The organism is Comamonas guangdongensis, from assembly GCF_041079535.1.
GTDB classification, from domain to species: Bacteria; Pseudomonadota; Gammaproteobacteria; order Burkholderiales; family Burkholderiaceae_C; genus Comamonas; species Comamonas guangdongensis.
Window position 1 is genome coordinate 17,208 of sequence record NZ_JBFYGN010000004.1, and the last position, 21,312, is coordinate 38,519.

Genomic DNA, 21,312 nt, shown 5'->3' on the forward strand with positions numbered 1-21,312 from the left:
TCTTGATCAATGCTGCATGGCCTGGGCCATGCCCGCCACGCTGTGCTCCATGCTGGAGCTCTCAAACATGCTTTGCTGCAAAAACCCGGTCATCGCCGGCTGCAACGCAATGGCCTCGTCGAGCTGCGGATCGGAGCCGGGCACATAGGCGCCCACCTGGACCAGATCGCGGCCCTTTTGGTAGCGCGAATACACGGCTCGAAAGCGCCGGGCCAGCTCGAAATGCTCTCGCGTGACCACGTTGTGCATGACGCGCGAAGCGGATTGCTCGATATCGATGGCCGGGTAATGCCCGGTTTCGGCCAGCGTCCGCGACAACACCACGTGGCCGTCCAGAATCGCACGCGCCGCATCGGCGATCGGGTCCTGCTGGTCGTCGCCTTCGGAAAGCACGGTGTAGAAAGCCGTGATCGAGCCCACGCCGTGCAGGCCGTTGCCGCTGCGCTCCACCAGTGCCGGCAGCTTGGCAAAACACGATGGCGGATAGCCCTTGGTGGCGGGCGGCTCGCCAATCGCCAGGGCGATCTCGCGCTGGGCCATGGCATAGCGGGTCAGCGAATCCATGAGCAGCAGCACATGCTTGCCCTTGTCGCGGAAATGCTCGGCAATCGCCGTGGCATAGCTCGCGCCCTGCATGCGCAGCAGCGGCGGCGCATCGGCGGGGGCCGCGACCACCACGGCACGGCCGCGATCCTGCGCACCCAGAATGTCTTCGACGAATTCCTTGACCTCGCGGCCGCGCTCGCCGATCAGGCCCACGACGATCACATCGGCCTGGGTGTAGCGCGCCATCATGCCCAGCAGCACCGACTTGCCCACGCCCGAGCCCGCAAACAGACCCAGGCGCTGGCCACGCCCCACGGTGAGCAGGGCATTGAGCGCCTTGACGCCGGTGTCCAGCGACTCGCGCACCGGGTCGCGGTCCATGGCGTTGATGGGATTGCGATCCAGCACCTCGGGCAGCACGCCGTCGAGAGCGCCGCCATGGTCCAGAGGCATGCCCTGGGAGTCGACTACGCGGCCCAGCAGGCCGTCGCCCATGGGCAGGCGCAGCACGCCCACGGCCTGATTCACGGACTCGGTCTCGGCCACGCCCAGCTGCGGCACGGGGATGAAGGGTGCGGCAGGCAGCACCAGGGCGCCGCTGGACAGGCCCTGGATATCCCCGGCGGGCATCAGATAGGCTCGCTCACCGGCAAAGCCCACGACCTCGGCCAGCACCGGCTCCTGGCCGTTCTGGTGAATATGGCATTGCGCGCCCACGGGAACACGCAGGCCCGTGGCCTCCAGCACCAGGCCGGTCAGGCGCGTCAGCCGGCCCTGGGATTCCAGCGGCACGGGCTGGGCATAGCGCGCCCGCGCCTGGTCCATGAATTGCTGCCAGGGGTTGGAGCTCATGGCTGGCCGCCTTCGTACCAGGTGGACACCAGGCCCAGCGCCGCAACCGCGCGGCGCCAGCGCTTGTCCAGACCTCCGTCGATCTCGGTGTCGCCGCACTCCACCTTCACGCCACCGCCGGCAATCGCGGCGTCGCCCACCCATTGGATGCGGCTGTGTGCGCCATGCTCGGCGCGCAAGGCCTCGTCGAGCGCGGCATGGTCCGCCGGATTGAGACGCACGGTAACCGGCCGGCTTTCCTCGACCAGCATGTCCAGGGCCTCATGCACCACGGGCAGCAAGGCCTGGGGCTGGCTGCGCAGCTCCTGGCGCACGACCTGACGCGCGATATCGCAGGCCAGCTTGAGCAGATCCTGCGCCGCAGCGGCCTGCATCTGCCGGAAGCTGTCTTCGAGGCTCTGCACCACATCGCTCACGCGCTGGGCATTGTCGCGGCCGACGCCGGCCACATAATCATCCAGGCGCTGCTGCCACTGCTGCTGCGCCTGTGCCTGGCCCTCGGCCAGCCCCTGGGCATGGCCTTCCGCACGGGCCTGCTCCAGCATCTGCTGCAGCTGTTCCTGGTCGAACGCAGACTCGGCGGACTCCTGGGGTTCGGCCTCCAAGACCTCGGGCCGGAGCTGCGACGGGTGAGCGAGCGTCGGCGCAAAGCCGTTGAACTGCAGGCCCGCGGGCACAAACTGGCTGGGCTGAGCAGGGGTAAAAGCCGCACCCGGCGCATCCACGGCACCGAAGCGCCATTGCACAACGTTCTTGTCGTCGATTTCCTCTTGCGGGATGAAACGCGAGAGCCCCTTAGACATAGCTGTCCTCCGCGCCACCGCCTATCGTCACCTGGCCCTCTTCGACCAGACGGCGCACGACCTTGAGGATTTCCTTCTGCTGCGCTTCCACCTCGGACAGGCGCATCGGGCCCCGGCCCTCCAGATCCTCGCGCAGCGATTCGGCCGCGCGCATGGACATATTGGCCAGAATCTTGTCGCGCACCTCCATGGATCCGCCCTTGAGCGCCACGATCAGCGTCTCGGCCACCACCTCGCGCAGCACCAGCTGCAAGGAACGGTCGTCGAGCTTGACCAGGTCGTCGAACACGAACATCTTGTCCATAATCTTCTGGGCCAGTTCGGGGTCGTAGTTGCGGATGGTGTCCAGCACCGCCACATCGGCATTGCCGCCCATCTGGTTGAGCATTTCTGCGGCCGTCTTGACGCCGCCCAGCGAGGTCTTGCGCACCTTGTCGCCGCCGGCCAGCACCTTGAACAGCACCTCGTTCAGATCCTTGAGCGCCGTGGGCTGTATGCCTTCCAGTGTGGCCACGCGCAGCATGACCTCGCTGCGGAAGCGATCGGGCAGCTGCATCAGCACGGCCGCCGACTGCTCATACTCCAGGTGCACCAGAATCGCGGCCACGATCTGCGGGTGCTCGCCGCGCAGCAGCTCGGCCACGGACAGCGGATCCATCCACTTGAGGCTTTCAATCCCCGAGATGTCGCCACCCTGCAAGATGCGGTCGATCAGCAGCGCGGCCTTGTCGTCGCCCAGTGCGCGCTTGAGCACCGAGCGCACATAGTCGCTGGCGTCGTCCACCAGCAGGCTTTGCGAAGCCGCATCGTTGGTGAAGCGGTCGATCACAAAGTCCACCTTGTCGCGCGTCACACCGCGCATGCGCGCAATGGTCTCGCCCAGCTTCTGCACCTCCTTGGGGGTGAGGTGCTTGAACACCTCGGCGGCCTCTTCCTCTCCGAGGGAGACCAACAAGATGGCAGCGTCGTTCAGGCCTCGATCATCCATATCCAGCGATTCCGTAGTGTTCGTTCAAAGCGGCGCGGCATCAGCCTTCGCCGTTGATCCATGTCTTGACGATATTGGCCACCGCAATCGGGTTCTGCTTGGCCAGCGCACGCGCCTGATCCAGTCGCACCTGCTCCTTGGTCGGCGACAGATCGGTTGCGGGCGCGGGCAGCGCGGGGCGATCCAGCGCCTCCCCTTCGATCGCGTCGAGCTGGCCGCCCTGGGCCGTCTTGCGCGTCTTGAGCAGCGGACGCACCAGGCCCAGCAGGACCAGGGCACCAAACAGCGCCAGCGCCACCGGCACGCCCAGGCTCTTGACCATGGCCTGGACCTCGGGGTCCTTCCACAGCGGTGGCTCGGCAGGAGCGGAGGCGTTGTCCATGAACGGTGCGCTGACCAGATTCACCGAGTCGCCGCGCTCAGCGCTGTAGCCCACGGTCTCGCGCACCAGCGTCAGCAGCTGCTCCTGCTGCTGCGCCGTGAGCGCGCGCATGCCGGCACCGGCCGCCGCCGCATTGGCCGCGGTTGCCGCGTCGCCGGAGGCAGGCGCGGCCAGCGGGGCATTCACCACCACGGCGGCCGTCAGGCGCTTGACGCTGCCGATGCTGCCACGTGTGACCTTGACGGTCTTGTCCACCTCGTAGTTGGTGATGGACTCGCGCTTGTTGCCGCCCGACCCGCTACGGCCCTGGTCGGCCGCCTGCGGTGCGGGATTGGCGCCGTTGATGGGAGCCGTGGAATTTTGCGGCGGCTGGTTGCTGGTGGCACCGGGCACGCCCGTGGGCGGCACGGGCTTGCTCTCGTTGCTCGACTCCATCACCTGCTGGCTGCGTATGGCACCACCGTTGGCCGACTGGTTGGGGCGGTGCTGCTCCGAGGTGGATTCGGTCTGGCTGAAATCCAGCTCCGCCGACACCTGGGCCTTCACATTGTTCTTGCCGACCACGGGCTCCAGAATGTCCAGGATGCGGCGCACATATTGCTGCTCCACCTGCTGGGTGTAGAGAAACTGCTGCATGTCCACGCCGCCGGCATTGCCGTCCGGCGACTGCGACAGCAGCTTGCCCGTATCGTCGAGCACGCTGACCGCCGAAGGCTCCATCTCCGGCACGCTGGAGGCCACCAGATGCACGATGCCCGCGATCTGCGCACGGTCCAGCACCCGTCCCGGGTGCAGGCTCAGCAGCACCGAAGCCGAGGGCTTTTGCTGCTCGCGGAAAAAGCCGTTCTGATTGGGCAGAGCCAGGTGCACGCGTGCGCTCTGCACCGCATTGAGCGCCAGGATGGAGCGGGTCAACTCACCCTCCAGGCCGCGCTGGAAGTTGAGCCGCTCCTGAAACTGGGTGATGCCGAACTTGCTGTTTTCCGTGAGCTCGAAGCCCGTGACCGCGCCCTTGGGAAGGCCTTGGGTCGCCAGCTTCAGGCGCACATCGTGCACGCGGTCGGCCGGAATCAGGATCGCGCCGCCGCCTTCGCTGTACTTGTAGGGCACGTTCATCTGCGTCAGCTGGGCCACGATGGCGCCGCCATCCTTGTCGCCCAGATTGGAGAACAGCAGCTTGTAATCGGGCTGGCGGTAGAACACCGCGGCCGCGACTAGGCCCGTGGCCACCAGCGCCGCCAGCGCGCCCCAGCGAAGACGTTGACCACGATCGAGCGCATTCCAGCGCTGCGCGATCGCAGGGCGGACAGCAGGCGCGGCATTGGTGACAGGTACTTCAGCTACAGCAGACATCTTGATTCCATGGTGTCAGACCCCACACGAGGTCTAGCGTCTGGTGGATTATTCGGACTCGCGCGCACCGCGTTCCTCCGATAAGCGCTCCGATTCACCCACTTATCACCCGTCTGCCGCAGCCCAGAAAACCTACGATCACTACCAATTCATCAAACCCAGTTGGATACAGATATGGACCTGAAGATCCCAGCCCTCTCCCCCGCCCAACTGGGCAACCCACTCGGCAAAATCAGCAGCACCGCAGCCACGCCCGTGGCCGCCGGCGGCTTCGGCCAAGCGCTGCAAAGCGCGCTGCAGTCGGTCAGCGCCGCGCAGAACCACACCAGCGCTCTGCAGCGCGAGGTGCAGCTCGACAACCCGGCCGTCAGCCTGGAAGAAACCATGGTCGCCCTGCAGAAGGCCCAGATCGGCTTTCAGGCCACCCTGCATGTGCGCAACCGCCTGGTCCAGGCCTACACCGACGTCATGAACATGCAGGTGTAAGCCGACCTTCTTCTTCGCTTACTTTGCCATTCCAAGGCTGGCCCGCGTGCTTTCAGGTGCGCGGGCCTTTTTTTCATAGCAGCCAGTATTTTCTGCATCAGCTCTGGGATCTTTTCAGGCGCTAGATAGCGAGCCGCTCACTCCGCCTGCCCCGCCATGAGAGAGAGCAGGAGCCCCGCCAATCCGCCGGCAAGCAGAGCTTCAGAAGTCGGAAAAGACACTCCGTCGTCCATGCTCTTGCTGCTCGCCAGGCCGGCCACACAGCATGGAGCAAAGCCCGCTCATCCCCAGAGCATCCCCCGAAAAAGCAAAAACCCCGCCACGTTGCCGCAGCGGGGTTTTGACGATCCGAAAAAGCCAGTCCGTCAGTGCATTACATGCGGCTGGCCGTCGAACATATGCTCGAAGCTGGCCAGCCAGGGCTCGGCCAGTACCCGTATCTGGGCGTCATTGCGCAGAATGCGCTGCATGATGCGCGCTTTTTCCTTGCGCTGCTCGGGCGCCAGCTTTTCGTCGCGGGAGCGAAAGCGCAGCTGCTCAATCAGCACTGCACAAGCCCCCTCGCAACGCGCAACACCATCCCAATCCTTGTTCTGGGCGGCTTGCAGCATCTTGGCGCTGCTTTCCTCAATGGCACGATAGAAGTCGATCAATGTGTGCTCCATTTATTCACCTGCAGCCACCTATCCGATTTCCCGCCAACCTTGCGCGACGGGCGCCAACACCGACTGGACGTTCTCCAGCAGCGCCACGTCGTTGCGCAGATTGGACAGCGTCAGCTGAGTGATGCTGTAGTTATAAAGAGATGCGAGATTCTCGGCGATCTCCCCACCTTGCTCCGGATTCAGAGCCGCTTTGAGACCTTCTTCCAGAATCCGCACCGCCTTGCCGATCTGGCGGCCTTTTTCCTCAACCTCGCCGCGCTGCATGGCTCCCTTAGCGGCATTCAGGGACGTTTCCAGCGCGTCGAACAGCAATTGAATCAGCGTATGCGGCGATGCGCCATCCACCACCGATTGGACCCCCACCTGCTTGTAGGCATTGGCGGCATGACGATTGAATGGCGACGATGTATACATATAAATTCCTGGTGCCTGTGCAAACTATATCGGCACCCTGTCAACGAACTGAAGCCTTCATCACCGGTTCCACTGCGAAATCTGCTGCGACATATAGGCGCTGAGTGCCGAATAGGAGCCCATCTTCGTATCCAGCGCCGTGTACTGCGCGCGCATGCGCTGCTCAAAGGCGTCGGCCCGAGCGTTCACATTGTCCTGGTCCTTGCCGTTCTGTGTCTTGAGCTTCTGCAGGCTCTTGTTTTTGGCATCGAACAGACCGGTATCAAACGTCAGCATCTGGTCGGCATACTCTTTCATCCTCACCGCCAGACCCTTGGTCGCCGGCTTGCCATCCTCTCCCGGCGCAGAAAACATTTGCGCCAGCTTGGCGGGGTTCTGCAGAGTAGCCTCCAGCTTGGCCTTATCGGTCGAGGAGGTTCCAAACGCCAGCTGACCACCCTTGCCCAGCTGGATGCCGATATCCGACAGATTGATCCCACCCAGACTGGAGGACAGCACCCCGCGCAGACCATTGTTCAGGCCAACAATGGTGGAATCCCCCTGCATGACCCCTGCCGTCTTGGTGTCGGCATCGTATTTGGTCACCTCGGCCAGCTTGGAGCTGAGCGCGTTGAATGCATCCATGAAGGACTGCAGATTTTTCTTCATGCCGTCGGTGTCGGAGGTTACCGTCACGACGGCCGGCGCACCGGCCTGCGTCACCTGGCTCACCGTGAAGCTCAGGCCGGGCAAGGTCTGCTTGAAATCATTGGTGGCCGACTCCACCGCTATGCCATTGACCGTGGCCTTGGCATTTTGTGCCGCCTGCAGTACGGCAGTGGGCGTGGTGCCCGTGGTGCCAAGTGCATCCGTAATCGCACCATCACCGGAGATGGTGAATGCATTGGCGACACCCGAATCTTTGGAGCGCATCACCAGACGCTGACCATTCGCATCCTGGAGCACTGAAGCCGTGACACCGCTGGCCGACGACTTCTGATTAATGGCAGCCGCCACCTGGTCCAGCGTCATATCGGCCGTGATGGCGATCGGCCCGGTCGTCTTGGAGGAATCCAACGAATTCGTGATCGTCAAATTGCCTGCTGCACCAAATACAGCCGAAGTAGCCCCGCTCGCAATCGCAAAATTCCCGCTCGCCAGCGACTGGCTGCGCGCCAGCTGCTGCACCGAGATTTCCGACGCCCCCGGCGTGGCCGCCCCCGTCACCTTGACCGCAACCGCCGCATTGGACGAAGCCGCCGTAGTCAGTTGCCAAGCGTTGCTGTCCGTCAACTTGGACGCCGTATCTTTCAAAGTAGACATCAGGGACTTGAGAGACCCCATCGTCGATATCTGACTGTTGATGGACGATGCTGTGGTCTGCAGTTGCTGCAAAGGCTGCTTCTGCAACGTGACCAGTTTCGAAATCATCGTCTCGACATCCAAGCCGCTGCCGATGCCTGCTGCTGTCAGTCCCATAGCATTCTCCTTATAGCCACCAGCCCCCGGCAAAAACCGCCTTGACCCGGCCATGCAAACCGTCTGCACCCGCATTGTTCGGGTACAGAAAGTCTTGTCAACCTCTTATCGGCATGCTCTTTCCCAACTTGAGGGGCAGAGCTGCCCTAACCTCTGCTCTTTACTGAATCAGCTTCAGAACCGACTGTGGCAGCTGATTGGCCTGGGCCACCATGGCCGTACCGGCTTGCTGCAGGATCTGCGTGCGGCTTAGATTCGCGGTTTCCGCAGCGAAGTCTGCATCCATGATGCGCGAGCGCGCCGCGGATTGGTTCTCCGCCGCCACCTGCAGGTTGGAGACCACCGCCTCGAAACGATTTTGCGCAGCGCCCAGGGTGGCGCGATTGTCATTCACCACATCCAGCGCCTTGTCGATGGCATCCATGGACGCCAGCGCATCCGACGCCGCGGTGGCCGCACCGGTCAAGGAGCCCAGTGCACCGTTGAGCGAGGCCGGAGTGCCTGCAACCACATTCAAAGCCGATGCGGCAGCAAGGTCCACGGCGGCCAGCGCGATCTGGTTGTCCGCACCCGTATTCGCACCTACTTGGAACGTAGTGGGATTGGTATTGTTGAGCAACGGGCGGCCGTTGAAGCTGGTGCTGGAGACCACGCGCGCGATTTCCTGGGCCAGCTGCTGGTATTCCTTGTTCAGCGAGCCACGGTCCGTGGAATTATTCGTGTCATTGGCAGCTTGCACGGCCAGTTCGCGCATGCGCTGCAGGTTGTCGCCGATCTTGCTCAGCGCGCCTTCGGCCGTCTGCGCCATGGAGATGCCGTCGTTGGCATTGCGCACGGCCACATTCATGCCGCGCACCTGGGTGTTCATGCGCTCGGCAATGGCCAGACCCGCCGCATCGTCCTTGGCGCTGTTGACACGCAGACCGGAAGACAGGCGCTGCATGGTTGTCGACAACGATGACTGGGATGTATTGAGATTGCGTTGAGCGTTCAGCGAAATAAGATTGGTATTGATGGTGGATGCCATGGGCAGCTCCTCGTTAGGCACGAACAATGGCTAGCCGCTCCGCAGCCCTCACCCTTGAAGACCACTGGAACGTCAGACAGAGCGCCAGACATCGCCCAGCTCTACCTATCTGATGCCATGCATTGTGCTGATGCCGGGCCGCGCCTAAACAGCGATAAACACCGGCTTCCACCGCCAATTTCCCTCGTTCGCTCCCACCTGCATGGATAGGCTTAGCCATCTTCCATTCACTGCCGCCGCCCGGCTACTTCTCTCATGACCCAGACTTTTTTGCACGTAGGTTGCGGCCCGCAGCGCAAGAGCACCACCACCCCCGGCTTCAACACCGACGCCTGGCAAGAGCTGCGCCTGGACATTGATGCCAGCGTCGAGCCCGATCTCATCGGCACCATGACCGATATGTCCGCCGTGGCCGACGCTTCGGTGGATGCCATCTTCTCCAGCCACAATATCGAGCACCTCTACCCCCATGAAGTGCCCCTGGCCCTGGCCGAGTTCCGGCGCGTGCTCAAGCCCGATGGCTTTGCCGTCATCACCTGCCCCGACCTGCAATCCGTCTGCGCCCTTGTCGCCAAAGGCCAGCTGACTGAGCCCGCCTATATCGCCCCTGCCGGCCCCATCAGCCCCCTGGACGTCCTGTACGGATATCGCCCCGCCATGGAAAAAGGCAATCTCTACATGGCCCACCGCAGCGGCTTCACCTGGCAGTCGATGAACGACGCCCTGCGCGCCGCAGGCTTTCCCATCGTCGCCTCGATCGCCCGCCCCGAAGTGTTTGACATCTGGGCCATCGCCAGCAACAGCCCGCGCAGCGAAGCGGAAATCCACCAGTTGGCCGCCCAGTATTTCCGCATGTAGCCAACGACGCGCCTACCCCAAGGCGGCCATGCATGCACGCAAAAAGGCAAGGCGCCCTGGCGGGCGCCTTGCCTTTTTTGTTGGCCTGCCATGCCAGCCGCAGCGACTGGCATGGTCCACTGCGATCAGCGCAGCAGGGACAGCACGCCCTGGGGCAGCTGGTTGGCCTGGGCGACCATGGCGGTGCCGGCCTGCTGCAGGATCTGGGCGCGGCTCAGGTTGGCGGTTTCGCTGGCAAAGTCCGCGTCAGTGATACGCGAACGGGCCGATGCCGTGTTTTCCGAAGCCACTTGCAGGTTGGCGATCGTGGCGTCAAAACGATTCTGGGCGGCACCGAAAGTCGCACGCATGTCGCTGACTTGCTTCAGTGCGTCGTCGATGGAGTTCATTTGAGCCGAAGCTGCCGACGCATCCACGCCCAGCGTTGCGGTCGAGGCGGCAGTACCGCCGAAACCTGTTGCAGCCGCAGCAGTGATAGAGATCTGGTTGTCGGCTGCGGTGTTAGCACCCACCTGGAAGGTAAAGGTTGCATCGGCCTGCAGCAGCTTCTTGCCGTTGAACTCGGTGTTGTTGGTGATACGGGCGATTTCCGCACCCAGCTGAGTGTACTCCTTGTCCATGGAGGCACGGTCAGCACTGGTGTTGGTGCCGTTGGCGGACTGCACTGCCAGCTCACGCATACGCTGCAGGTTGTCGGTGATCTTGCCCAGGGCACCTTCAGCGGTTTGCGACAGGGAGATACCGTCGTTGGCGTTGCGCACCGCCACGTTCATGCCACGCACCTGGGCGTTCATGCGATCGGAGATAGCCAGACCTGCGGCATCGTCCTTGGCGCTGTTCACGCGCAGGCCGGAAGACAGGCGCTGCATGGTGGTGGACAGCGAGGACTGCGAAGTGCTCAGGTTGCGTTGAGCGTTGAGCGACTGCAGGTTGGTGTTGATGGACATGGTCATGGCGGTAACTCCTCAATGAAATCTATTTGAACCCAAGGTCGCCGCCACAATCCTTCCGCAACTTGCGGAGCGGGCGGCGTCGGCCCAATCAACCTGCCAGCACCCTGTAATATCAATGGGTTTCTGGAGGGGCTTCGGATGCTTTCATCCATCTGCTGAGAGTGTTTTCGACGCCCCCTTGCCAGACTTGAGAAGTTTTTTGCTTTTTTTTACTGATCCTGCGTTTCCATCTCGGAACGAGGCAACACGATTCTTTCCGGCGGCGTCAACCCCAGGTCCTCATAACTGACATGCAGGTCAGCTGCGGCCTCGCCCGCGCACCAGCGCGCCCAGGCCTGGCGCAGCCCCAGGGCCAGCGCCTGGGAGACCATGCCGGCCTGGCCGCTTTCCTGGGCCTGCAGCACAGGGCGTAGCGCTTGGCGGATTACGGACAATTGCTCCAAGTTGCCGCTCCAGTGGCGCGCCAGGCGCAGCAGCTCCGGCAGATCGCGCGCTGCGAAATCGGCAGTCAGGCCGACGCGAGCCAGCACTTCGGCGGACTGGCGGCCGCACAACAGGTCACCCACCAAGGTCAGTGTCGGCACCCCCATCCAGAGGGCATGGTTGGTGACGACGCCGCCGGTAAAGGGGAAGGTGTCCAAGCAAATATCGATATCGGCATGCGCCTTCATGTAGCCGAGAAAGTCTGTTCTGGGAATGAAGCGCAGACGCTGCTCGTCAATGCCCTCTTCCTGCAGCCATTCGCGCAGATGCGGCGGCGGGCCGGAGTCTTCGCAGGCGCCGATGGCCATCCGCGCATCAGGCACGCTGCGCAGCACCTGCGCCCAGACCGCCACGACTTCGCGGTTGACCTTGACCAGCCGGTTGAAAGAGCCAAAGGTCAGGTATCCGTTGCGCAGAGCAGGCAGCGGAGCCACTGGCTCGGCGTGAATGCCGCCCTCGAACACATAGGCCAGCGGCAGGCGCAACATGTGCTCGGTCAGTTGCTGGCGCACGGCGTGGCCGTCCAGCAGCAGGTCGCTGAGCACCATATAGTCCATGGTCTGCAGGCCGGTGCTGCCGGGGTTGCCGATCCAGGTCAGCTGCAGCGGCGCAGCACGGCGCGCAAACACATCCAGCCGGTGACCCGAAGTATGGCCGCTGAGGTCGAACAGTATGTCGATACCGTCCTCCTGCACCAGGCTCACCACGGCTTGGGCCGTCATGTCCTTGACATTACGCCACTGGGCAAACAACTTCATGAACTGGGCAGACACCTCGTCATACGTCGGGTTGTTGCAGTAGGCAATGCACTCCATGTCCTGGCGCTGGCTCAATTCGCGCATGACGGGCAGGAAGAATTTGGCCGCGGCATGGCCGCGCAGGTCCGCAGAGACAAAGCCGACACGCAGCACCTTGTCCGGGATGCGGGCATTGGCGTGCTCCGTCACATCCGCGCCGCCATGCCGCCGCTGTTTCAGCTCGCCATAGGCCTTGCAGGCGTCCCCCATCTGGACGGGATCGGTATAGGGTGAGTGCATCATGATGTGCAGTCTGGCACTGTGCCCGCCCGTGCTGTCTGGATAGCGCGCCAGCAATTCGTCGTAGTGAGCCATGGCCTGTTGCACATCCCCGCGCTTGCCCCAATACAAGGCTTTCGCGTAAATCAGGTCGTGCTCGCCAGGATGGTGCGCCAGCCCCTGCTCCAAGGCCTGGGCCAGTTTGTCCAGGTCCCCTCTTTCCAGCAGCATCACGCAGCGCAAGCGGTGCGTGCGCAAAGCAGCAGCATCTTCCGCCAGCAGCTCATCCAGCACTGCGTCGCATTGCTCCCATTGCTTCTGCTGCAAAAGCGCATGGGCCAGGTCATGGAGTACCGAGGCGCGCAGCTTGGGCTCGAGGTCCTGGGCCAGCACACGGCGCAGGCAGGCCGCGCCTTCGGACAGCCGGGTTCCGTCCTGCCTCAGAACGACAGCCAGTGAGGTCAAGGCATCCTGCGAATCCGGCTCGATTAGTAGAGCCATACGGTAGGCCATTTCAGCCTGAAGATGCCAACCGAACACATGAAGCCAGTAGCCGCAGACCATGCACATGCGGACGCCTGTCGCTTGCTGCATCAGCAAGACCAGCAGTTGCGCAGCAATCTGGCGCTCCTTCTCTCCATGCAGCGCCTTGGCCAGAGCTAGCAACGCCTGGGCCTGGTCATTCTCATCCCCAGCCCGCAGCAAAGCATGCACATACCAGGGGTAGGCTTGCTGGACCTTGCCCTGGGCGGTCAGAGCATCCCCCATCAGCCAGTAGAGCTTGACCAGATCAGGCTGCAAGGTCAGCGCCGCACGCAAAGCCGGCTCAGCCTGGGAAGGCTGCCCACCTTCCAGCAGCAACTCGCCCTGCAGCATCCACAGACTGACATCACCCGGCAACTGCTGTACAGCCTTGGCCGCAGCGGTCAGGGCATCGGCGGGGCAGCCGCGCTCCTGCTCCAGGTTGATGCGAGCGTGCCACAGCAAGACGCTACGCGGGTATTGGCGCTGCAGCACGGCCAGCTTCTCGCTGGCGGGACCGAATTGACGCTGCTGCAGCAGCTTGGTCAGCGCCTGCACCGGTCCCGGAGGCAAGGCTGGCTGGGCTGGCTGGAGCCCTGGGTTGACGGGGTCAAGCTCAGGCAGCAGAGCCGCCTGTGTTTCCAGAAAGACCGAGGCCTCCTCGCCGCGTGCCAGGGCCAAGTCCTTTTTCAGCTGCTCCAGCGAAATCTCCGGCATGCCTTGCTTGCGCGCCATGCCGATCAACATGTCCGCCATGTCCAGCAGACCTTCGCGGATCAGCATATTGATATAGGTGCGCCAGTAGATGAACACCCTGGGGTTGGCGCCGATGGCGGCTTCCAGATACGGCAGGGCGTCGGCGCTGCGCAGCATGTGCTGGCCCAGCAGCAGGCCCATTCCGTACAAGGCCTGGGCGTTTCCCGGTTCTTGCTCCAGGGCCTGGACATAGGCTTGCCGAGCGGCTTCGTATTCCCATTGCTCGTGCCATTCCAGGGCTTGCTGCAGATGCGTGGTATCGGTCATTGGTTGTTGCGCTGTCGTGACGGATTGCGGGCAAATACTTTGCATGGTGCCTTGAACCGCACAGCCCAATGCACGGATCAGCGGCAGGAAAAGCCTTCAGCTCAGAAGCTGCCGCAATTTCAGCAGCTCTGCATCCCAACCACCCTCCCGCTCCTGAACCAGTAGCTGCACGCGCGGATACCAGCCACAGCTGCCGCCGCAGACTTGCCAGCGCCAGTTGGGAAGATGGGGGATCAACCCATAGTTCGGCACGCCCATCGCCCCCGCCAGATGCAGCGCCGTGTTGTCGATGCTCACCACGCGGTCGCAGCAGGAGATGAGCCAGGCCATGCCTTCGATATCGGCAAAGCAATCCGCGGCGTCGATGACCTCGAAACCTGCCTGCCGGGCCAACTCGAGATCCTGCGACGATGCCAGATACTGCAGATTGACCAGCGCATGCCGTGCCGGATCGAAGGCGGACAGCAGCGCAAGAATGCTGACGGAACGCAGCGCACCAAAGTCTTCATTCATGCTCAGCCAGCTGATGCCTATGTACTGCTTGCCAGACTCCCGCGGCCAATTCAACTCCGGCCGTGCAACAGGCCGCAGCAGCGGTGACATCAGCGACGGCGTATTGACTCTATCGGGCCACAGCGTGAACAGCCCGCCCACAGGCAACTGGGCATCGAATCCTGCCAGTTGCCGGGGCTGGCCTTGCAGCAGGCGCGGCACGAAGCGCAACCAGGGAAAGTTCTCGGTATAGAGCCCCAGCAGGCGCCGGTCGCACTCCACGGTGAATTCGCAGGGAAGATCCCGCAGAAAGACAAAAAAGCGCGAGAACATGATTTCATCGCCCAGCCCCTGCTCGGCCCAGAGAAGCACTTTGCGCGCTTTCGCTCCTGGCTCCCAGGAGGCGAGCGACTGGAACTCCTGCAACTCGTTACCGCTGAACCGGTACGCATAGTTTTGCGCTCCACCTTCAAGATGGCCCGCTGACAGCTGCGAAAGCGATAGATGGAAGAGGCTTTTGGCGGAGGGCTCCAGCTCTATGGATTTCAGATAGCAGTCCACGCTGCCCTGAAAATCCATTTTTTCGTACAGAATTCGCCCCATATGGAACCAGCTTCCCGCATGCTCCGGGCTCAGCTGGAGAGCCGACTCCAGAATGACGGCAGCCATATCGAGCTGCCGCGATTTGGCGCAGTACAAGGCCAAAGCATGGTACAGCTCCAGATATTCCGGGTACTTCCCAATGGCGGCCAGATATTCATCCACCACTTTTTCAAAGCTCTCATGCTCGGCAAGCTGAAACAGATTTTTTAGGGTTTGAGGTGATGGTTTCATCGGGAAAAAACGAGAAAACTTGACTCATTGCTTAGTTGGTAATCCATACCAAAAGCGGATTTGTGCGGCATCTTCTGGTATTTCAGCAATCGGAATCCGTTCGCATTCGCCTGCTGAATATAGGACTCGGCATCCCGGTAAACATGAGCGCCATCGAATGTCCGATTCCAGCGGGCATCCATGATGCCCTGCAGCCATATCTGAGCCACAGGCATTTCAGCCCACAGGCACTCCAGCGCCCCATCTTCCAGGGTCTGCAAGACCTCGGCCAGCAGCAGGCAATCGCCACTCGCCGCATTGAGTGCCTGCAAGACCTGCGGCAGATCGTGCCCCTGCCGCAGCGCCTGGCCGGAAACAGCATCCACCATGCGCCAGCCCGTGCGGGCATCGCCTTGCAATTCCAGAACACGCCGGCCTTGCGCCTGAGCCTGAATGAAGTCCGCCAGCTCCCAGCCGGACGGATCCTGCTGCGGCGCCAACGGCGTCTTGGGCAGCCACTGTCGGGTGGCCACCGTTCCGTTGCGATAGAAGCCTGGACGCCCCTCGATAGGACATAGCAAGTAATTGCTCGCATTCACCAGCTCGAAGGCACGATGAACCCGGTAGCCACTCTCTGCCATCCAGGAGAAGAAGCGGCCTTTGTGGGCATTGCTGACCTCGATCAGGATGATGGGACGCTGCTGCCGGATCAGTTCACGCCCGCCCTCCAGCACCTCCAGCTCCATGCCCTCCACGTCGATTTTCAGCAGATCGACGGCTGCGCAAGAAACATAGCCGTCCAGCGTCTCGATACGGATGGCACCCTGCTCTGCCGGGCTCAAGCGGCTGGCGCCCTGATTGGCGATATCGAAATGCGCCAATGCCGCTGCACCCGGTCTGTCGCCCATGCCCAGCTCATGTACCTGGTAGCGCGAAGGCGCAATACCGTTGATTTCGAAATTTCGGCGCAGCTGAGTCGCGTTGGTTTCCACCGGCTCGAAACAGTCGATTCTGGCGGCATCGGCAATGCAACTCCAGAATATGGCGTGATTGCCGATATTGCTGCCCACGTCCAGAATTCGCGGCTGATGCGGCAATATATATAGAGTTTCAATCAACTCCCTGGCTTCAAAGAACATCTCATTGGCCAGATAATTCTGTATATGGTCCAGGGAGTTGCTCAGCTGAAATTTTGCTTTTTTCCCAGCAAAATCAATATCCACCACCACTTCGTTCTCAGCGAAAAACTGCGCAAACACGTCATGAACCGCCAAGCGCCACTGCTCCCCAGACGCAGATCGCGGCCCGGTTGAACTCCGGCCTCTGACATTGCAAAACAGCGATTCTTCCAGCTTGATGCAGCCATTTCTGCTCCACAGCGCAAGATAATATTTAAAGTCTTCGCCACAATCCATTTTCTCGTCAAACGGATTTTCCAGAGCCAGCTGCGCCCTGACAAAATGCCCCATTTGCAATGTTAAAAACGGGTCATTTTTGAGAATATCCTCCAGGCTGTGAATGGGCATCACCTGATTAGCCCGGCAAATAGGCGAGCCGCCATCAGGGCCGCATTCATGGATGGCTCCCCAGATGGCATCGTAACCATCCAGGTAGCCCGAGACTGTCGCGAAGGCCTTCTCGTCCATCAAGTCGTCGGCATCCAGAAAGAAGAGCCAGTCCGCGCCTTGCGCCACGGCCTGCCCGACGGCCAGGTTTCTGGCTCTGGACCGACCTTGTCCGGCGGTATCGTCCTGGCAAAGAACATCGACCGCCGAGAACCGCCCCATGCCGCTCGCCATGGCCCGGTGTACGGAAAGCCTGGCTCTCTCCGCCAAATCCTCATGACCCGGCCCCACGGGAATCACCACGCAGCACTTCATACTGAATTCCTTTTCAAAACCCGGACAACACCAGTCCGGCGTTCGCCCCCCGAAAGCCGCCCTTGGGCATAGCCAGACCATGGACCAACCCCGGACATTTCCGAGCTACGCAACTTTGCCTCAGCAAAGGCCCTAAAAAAACGCCTCAAGCTGCCGATCTAACAAGCAATCACCCGGCTTTTTGCAGCAACACCCCTCTCCAGCCCCCTCACAATTTCCCCCATGCTTGTTCTCATCGGATACATCGTCGCCTTCGGCTGCATTTTCGGCATGTATGTCATACATGGCGGCAACGTGTCGGTTCTTGCCAAAGCCCTGCCGTTCGAGATGGTGACCATTGGCGGCGGCGCTCTGGGCGCGTTCATCGTGAGCAACCAGCCCAAGGTGCTCAAGGCCACGGCCAAGGCGATTCCCGCAGCCCTCAAGCCTTCGCGCTATACCAAGGCGCGCTATATGGAGGTCATGGCCCTGCTGTACGAGCTGCTGCAGAAGGCCCGCAAAGAAGGACTGATGTCCATCGAGGCCGATGTGGAAGAACCCCAGGCCTCAACCATCTTCCAGAATTACCCCGAGCTGCTGGCCGATAACCATGTGGTGGAGTTTCTGACCGACTATCTGCGCATGATGGTCTCGGGCAACCTCAACTCCCATGAAATCGAAGCGCTGATGGACAACGAGATCGAAGCCCATCACGCGGAGTCGCATGGACCCGTAGGCGCGCTCAACCGTCTCGCTGGCGCCCTGCCGGCCTTCGGCATCATTGCCGCCGTGCTGGGCGTGGTGAACACCATGGGCTCGGTGGGTCAGCCGCCGGCCATCCTGGGCGGCATGATCGCCTCGGCGCTGGTGGGCACGTTTCTGGGCATTTTGCTGGCCTATGCGTTGGTGGAGCCCCTGGCGGCCTTGCTGGAGCAGCGCACCCAGGACGCGGCCAAGGAATTCGAATGCATCAAGGCCACGCTGCTGGCCAGCATGCAGGGCTACAACCCGGCCACGGCCATAGAGTTCGGCCGCAAGGTGCTGTTCTCCAACGAGCGCCCCGGCTTTCTGGAACTGGAATCCCACGTCAAGGGCAAGAAGTGATGAGCAAGCACTTGCATTGGCAAGCGGCTTTGGAGTTCTGCCATGGCTGACAAAAAACTGCAGCCCATCATCATCAAACGGGTCAAGAAGAGCGCACATGCCCATCATGGCGGCGCCTGGAAGATTGCCTATGCCGACTTCGTGACGGCGATGATGGCCTTCTTCCTGCTGATGTGGCTGCTGGGCTCCACCGCCCAGGGCGAGCTGCAAGGCATTGCCGCGTATTTCAATTCGCCGCTGAAGGTCGCCATGACCGGCGGCAGCGGTGCCGGCAACAGCTCCAGCATCGTGCCCGGCGGCGGCAACGACCTGTCCAAGGTGCACGGCCAGGTGCGCCGCTCGGACTCCGCCGAGGACTCCAACCGCCGCGCCGACGAGTCCGCACGCGACGCCCAGCGCCTGCGTACGCTCAAGGCCAAGGTGGACGGCATGCTCGCCAGCAACACGCGGCTGAACGAGTACCGCGCGCAGATCAAGACGGAAATCACCCAGGACGGGCTGACGATCCAGATCGTGGATGACCAGAAGCGCCCCATGTTCGACAGCGGCAGCGCCGTGGTCAAGCCCTATATGCGCGACATCCTGCGCGAGATCGGCGCCGCCATGGGCAATGCGGAAAATCGCATCAGCCTCTCGGGCCACACCGACGCCGCCCCCTATGGCAACGCCGACCGCGGCTACAGCAACTGGGAGCTGTCCGCCGACCGTGCCAATGCCTCGCGCCGCGAACTGGTGGCGGCCGGCATGCCGCTGGACAAGCTGGCACGCGTGGTGGGCATGGCCAGCAGCGATCTGCTGCAACCCGAGGACCCGCGCGCGCCGCAGAACCGCCGCATCACGATCACCGTGCTGACCAAGGAAGCCGAGCGCCGCATACTGAATACCGACCGCGAAGACCGGACGGATCAGGCCGTCAGCGCCCCGGGCAAGGCCGGCCCTGCGGCCTCCCCGGCAAGCAGGCCCGCGACACCGGCCGCCAAGACCACCTTGGCCGGCGATATTCAGGCCTCCCAGACGCTGGATCCTCAGGAGGAAGTTGTAACTTCGCCTGAAGTTGGCGCAAAGACTGCCGAAAAGCCTGACAATGCACGCCCATCGCCATGATGAATGACAAATTGTTACCATCACGGCTGAAGACTTGTTCCCACGCACCTATTCCGACCGAAAGGGCCTCTCGTGGCTAATGCCCTGCGATTTTTGATTGTTGACGACTTCTCCACCATGCGGCGCATCGTGCGCAACCTGCTCAAGGAGAGCGGCTTTTCCGATGCGGACGAAGCCGAAGACGGTGTGGCCGCGCTGAACAAGCTGCGTGCTAGCAAGTTCGACTTTGTGGTGACCGACATCAACATGCCGAACATGAACGGTTTCCAGCTTCTCACCGAGATCAAGCAGGACGACAAGCTCAAGCACCTGCCCGTGCTCATGGTGACGGCCGAGGCCCGCAAGGAAGATATCGTCGCCGCCGCCCAGGGCGGTGCCGCCGGCTATATCGTCAAGCCCTTCACCAAGGCCACGCTGGAAGAGAAGGTCAATCTCATCATCAAGAAACTCGACCTCTAAGCCATGAGCAGCAACGCCGAGGCTTCCGCCAACGTCCATTACAAGATTGGCGTGCTTACACGCCAGTTGCACAACTCGCTCAACGAGCTTGGCTATGCGGACCGGTTGCGTGGCAGCATGGGCGAGCTGCCCGATGCGCAAAGCCGCCTGTCCTATATTGCCCGCCTGACCGGCGAGGCCGCCGAAAAAGTGCTGGGCCAGGTGGAAGTGACCCAGAGCCAGCAGGATGCGCTGGCCGAGCGCACCCGCGCCATGCGCGCGGAGCTCATCAAGGACCCCGTGGCCGCCGTGGCCAAGGGCCGGGTGATGAACTATCTGCAAGAGGTCGAAGAAGACACGCAGAAGACCAGCAGCCATCTGACCGAAATCATGATGGCCCAGGACTTTCACGATCTGACCGGCCAGGTCATCGCCCGCGTGGTGGCCCTGGCCGCCGATCTGGAAGCGCAGCTGCTGGAGCTGCTGATCCAGACCTCGCCCGAATCGGGCCTGGCCCCTGCCGCCATCCCCGTAGAAAAACCCAAGCTCGCCGGGCCGGTGGTAGACCCCGAGAAAACCCCCGACGTGGTGACTTCCCAGTCACAGGTGGACGATTTGCTGGCCAGCCTGGGATTCTGACACTGCTGCCGACAGGCTTTTTTCTTTGCCGAACTCGTAATGGCCATGGTTTCTTGGCCCAAGACGCCGGGTTGGCGCCGGGTTTTCCGCCGGGGGATTCACGCTTGCGGCATATGCGCCGAATCAGGCATGCCGGACACGGAGCTCGCTTGGCCGACAAGCCATGCCTCATCGAAGACGAGCAGTGACAATGGGCCGCAGCCCGGCCGGCTCAGCTCCGGCATTTCTCAACCCTGCAAGCCGTCCACAAAAAACAATAGCTTCAAACGCATGGCATGCCAGCGTTTGAAGCCTAAATACCTCTGACAGGGCGTATCAATGCGCGCGCATCTTGGTGCGCAGCCGCGCAATGGCCTGGCTGTGGAGCTGGCACACGCGTGACTCGGTCACACCCAGCACGGCGGCAATCTCCTTGAGATTCATGTCGTGCTCGTAGTACATGCCCATCACATATTGCTCGCGCTCGGGCAAGGCCTTGATGGCACCCACCAGCGCAGTGCGCAGGCGCTGGTCGCGCAGCAACGCAAACGGGTCGGCCCCGGCGTCGGCCACGTGGCGCTCCAGATAGTCGTCGCCATCGTCGGCATCGCCACCCATGTCCTCCAGATAGACCAGCTGCGTGCCGCGCACCTTGCCCAGCAGGGACTGATAGTCGTCGAGCTCCATGCCAAGTTCGGCCGCGATCTCGGACTCCAGCGGCGGACGGCACAGGCGCTGCTCCAGCCGGTTCAGGGCCTGCTCGATTTCCTTCTGGCTCTTGCGCGAGCTGCGGCTCATCCAGTCGCCTTCGCGCAGCTCATCCAGCATGGCGCCACGTATGCGCTGGCTGGCAAATGTTTCGAATTGCACGCCTTGCTCGCTCTCGAAGCGCGACAGCGCTTCGGCCAGGCCGATCATGCCGACCTGGATCAAATCATCCAGTTCTACATTCGGTGGCAGTTTGGCGATCATGTGCAGGGCAATCCGACGCACAAGCGGCACATGCTGACGGATCAGCGCGTCGCGGTCGAGTTGGCCTTTGGCGGTGTACATGG

Annotated in this window: 19 protein-coding genes; 6 read left to right on the forward strand and 13 right to left on the reverse strand. The window is 62.2% G+C overall.

What is annotated here, in order from left to right; translation table 11 throughout:
* Positions 1-6 precede the first annotated feature (6 nt).
* Genes fliI through fliF form a run of 4 tightly spaced genes read right to left on the reverse strand, consistent with a single transcriptional unit; the run spans position 7 to position 4,924 of the window.
* Positions 7-1,398 carry a flagellar protein export ATPase FliI gene (fliI, locus tag AB6724_RS04375; protein ID WP_369337293.1) on the reverse strand — a complete coding sequence of 464 codons (1,392 nt, stop codon included), beginning with the start codon at positions 1,396-1,398 and terminating at the stop codon, positions 7-9.
* Positions 1,395-2,201, reverse strand: a complete 807-nt coding sequence (locus tag AB6724_RS04380) for a FliH/SctL family protein (protein WP_369337294.1) — start codon at positions 2,199-2,201, stop codon at positions 1,395-1,397. Before AB6724_RS04380 ends, fliI begins: the two co-directional genes overlap by 4 nt.
* Positions 2,194-3,189 (reverse strand): flagellar motor switch protein FliG, encoded by a 996-nt coding sequence (fliG, locus tag AB6724_RS04385; RefSeq protein WP_369337295.1) that lies wholly within the window; start codon positions 3,187-3,189, stop codon positions 2,194-2,196. Before fliG ends, AB6724_RS04380 begins: the two co-directional genes overlap by 8 nt.
* A gap of 40 nt (positions 3,190-3,229) precedes the next feature.
* Positions 3,230-4,924 carry a flagellar basal-body MS-ring/collar protein FliF gene (gene fliF / locus AB6724_RS04390; protein WP_369337296.1) on the reverse strand — a complete coding sequence of 565 codons (1,695 nt, stop codon included), beginning with the start codon at positions 4,922-4,924 and terminating at the stop codon, positions 3,230-3,232.
* Positions 4,925-5,098: 174 nt separating this feature from the next.
* Here fliF and fliE point away from each other — a divergent pair, with 174 nt between their 5' ends.
* Positions 5,099-5,410 carry a flagellar hook-basal body complex protein FliE gene (gene fliE / locus AB6724_RS04395; protein ID WP_369337297.1) on the forward strand — a complete coding sequence of 104 codons (312 nt, stop codon included), beginning with the start codon at positions 5,099-5,101 and terminating at the stop codon, positions 5,408-5,410.
* 365 nt (positions 5,411-5,775) lie between these two features.
* Here fliE and AB6724_RS04400 read toward each other — a convergent pair whose 3' ends face one another.
* The 4 genes from AB6724_RS04400 to AB6724_RS04415 all read right to left on the reverse strand — a co-directional run bounded on the left by AB6724_RS04400 (position 5,776) and on the right by AB6724_RS04415 (position 8,974).
* On the reverse strand, positions 5,776-6,075 hold the full coding sequence (locus tag AB6724_RS04400) for a flagellar protein FliT (RefSeq protein ID WP_369337298.1): 300 nt from the start codon (positions 6,073-6,075) through the stop codon (positions 5,776-5,778).
* A gap of 18 nt (positions 6,076-6,093) precedes the next feature.
* Positions 6,094-6,489: a flagellar export chaperone FliS gene (gene fliS, locus AB6724_RS04405; protein ID WP_369337299.1), complete on the reverse strand. Its 396-nt coding sequence runs from the start codon at positions 6,487-6,489 to the stop codon at positions 6,094-6,096.
* A gap of 60 nt (positions 6,490-6,549) precedes the next feature.
* Complete coding sequence (gene fliD, locus AB6724_RS04410; RefSeq protein WP_369337300.1) at positions 6,550-7,947, reverse strand: flagellar filament capping protein FliD; 1,398 nt, start codon at positions 7,945-7,947, stop codon at positions 6,550-6,552.
* A 160-nt stretch (positions 7,948-8,107) separates the two neighbouring features.
* Positions 8,108-8,974: a flagellin domain-containing protein gene (locus tag AB6724_RS04415; RefSeq protein WP_369337301.1), complete on the reverse strand. Its 867-nt coding sequence runs from the start codon at positions 8,972-8,974 to the stop codon at positions 8,108-8,110.
* 255 nt (positions 8,975-9,229) lie between these two features.
* On the opposite strand from AB6724_RS04415, the gene AB6724_RS04420 reads away from it, so the two are divergent.
* The gene (locus tag AB6724_RS04420; protein WP_369337302.1) at positions 9,230-9,832 is read left to right on the forward strand and encodes a class I SAM-dependent methyltransferase; all 603 of its coding nucleotides are present in this window, start codon (positions 9,230-9,232) and stop codon (positions 9,830-9,832) included.
* Positions 9,833-9,957: 125 nt separating this feature from the next.
* Here the strand turns inward: AB6724_RS04420 and AB6724_RS04425 are convergent, their stop codons facing one another.
* The 4 genes from AB6724_RS04425 to AB6724_RS04440 form a co-directional block, all read right to left on the reverse strand.
* Entirely contained in the window at positions 9,958-10,785 is an 828-nt protein-coding gene (locus tag AB6724_RS04425; protein WP_369337303.1) for a flagellin domain-containing protein, read from the reverse strand.
* Positions 10,786-10,994: 209 nt separating this feature from the next.
* On the reverse strand, positions 10,995-13,829 hold the full coding sequence (locus AB6724_RS04430; RefSeq protein ID WP_369337304.1) for a tetratricopeptide repeat protein: 2,835 nt from the start codon (positions 13,827-13,829) through the stop codon (positions 10,995-10,997).
* Between the two features lie 96 nt (positions 13,830-13,925).
* Complete coding sequence (locus tag AB6724_RS04435; protein ID WP_369337305.1) at positions 13,926-15,155, reverse strand: glycosyltransferase family protein; 1,230 nt, start codon at positions 15,153-15,155, stop codon at positions 13,926-13,928.
* Positions 15,152-17,002: an FkbM family methyltransferase gene (locus AB6724_RS04440; RefSeq protein ID WP_369337306.1), complete on the reverse strand. Its 1,851-nt coding sequence runs from the start codon at positions 17,000-17,002 to the stop codon at positions 15,152-15,154. The genes AB6724_RS04435 and AB6724_RS04440 overlap by 4 nt, the downstream gene beginning before the upstream one ends.
* 234 nt (positions 17,003-17,236) lie before the next feature.
* On the opposite strand from AB6724_RS04440, the gene motA reads away from it, so the two are divergent.
* The 4 genes from motA to AB6724_RS04460 all read left to right on the forward strand — a co-directional run bounded on the left by motA (position 17,237) and on the right by AB6724_RS04460 (position 20,278).
* Complete coding sequence (gene motA, locus AB6724_RS04445) at positions 17,237-18,097, forward strand: flagellar motor stator protein MotA (RefSeq protein WP_369337307.1); 861 nt, start codon at positions 17,237-17,239, stop codon at positions 18,095-18,097.
* Between the two features lie 42 nt (positions 18,098-18,139).
* Positions 18,140-19,201: a flagellar motor protein MotB gene (gene motB / locus AB6724_RS04450; protein ID WP_369337308.1), complete on the forward strand. Its 1,062-nt coding sequence runs from the start codon at positions 18,140-18,142 to the stop codon at positions 19,199-19,201.
* A gap of 72 nt (positions 19,202-19,273) precedes the next feature.
* Positions 19,274-19,660: a chemotaxis response regulator CheY gene (cheY, locus tag AB6724_RS04455; protein ID WP_369337309.1), complete on the forward strand. Its 387-nt coding sequence runs from the start codon at positions 19,274-19,276 to the stop codon at positions 19,658-19,660.
* 3 nt (positions 19,661-19,663) lie between these two features.
* The gene (locus tag AB6724_RS04460; RefSeq protein WP_369337310.1) at positions 19,664-20,278 is read left to right on the forward strand and encodes a protein phosphatase CheZ; all 615 of its coding nucleotides are present in this window, start codon (positions 19,664-19,666) and stop codon (positions 20,276-20,278) included.
* A 315-nt stretch (positions 20,279-20,593) separates the two neighbouring features.
* On the opposite strand, the gene AB6724_RS04465 is transcribed toward AB6724_RS04460, so the two are convergent.
* Positions 20,594-21,310 (reverse strand): RNA polymerase sigma factor FliA, encoded by a 717-nt coding sequence (locus AB6724_RS04465; RefSeq protein WP_369337311.1) that lies wholly within the window; start codon positions 21,308-21,310, stop codon positions 20,594-20,596.
* Positions 21,311-21,312 lie beyond the last annotated feature (2 nt).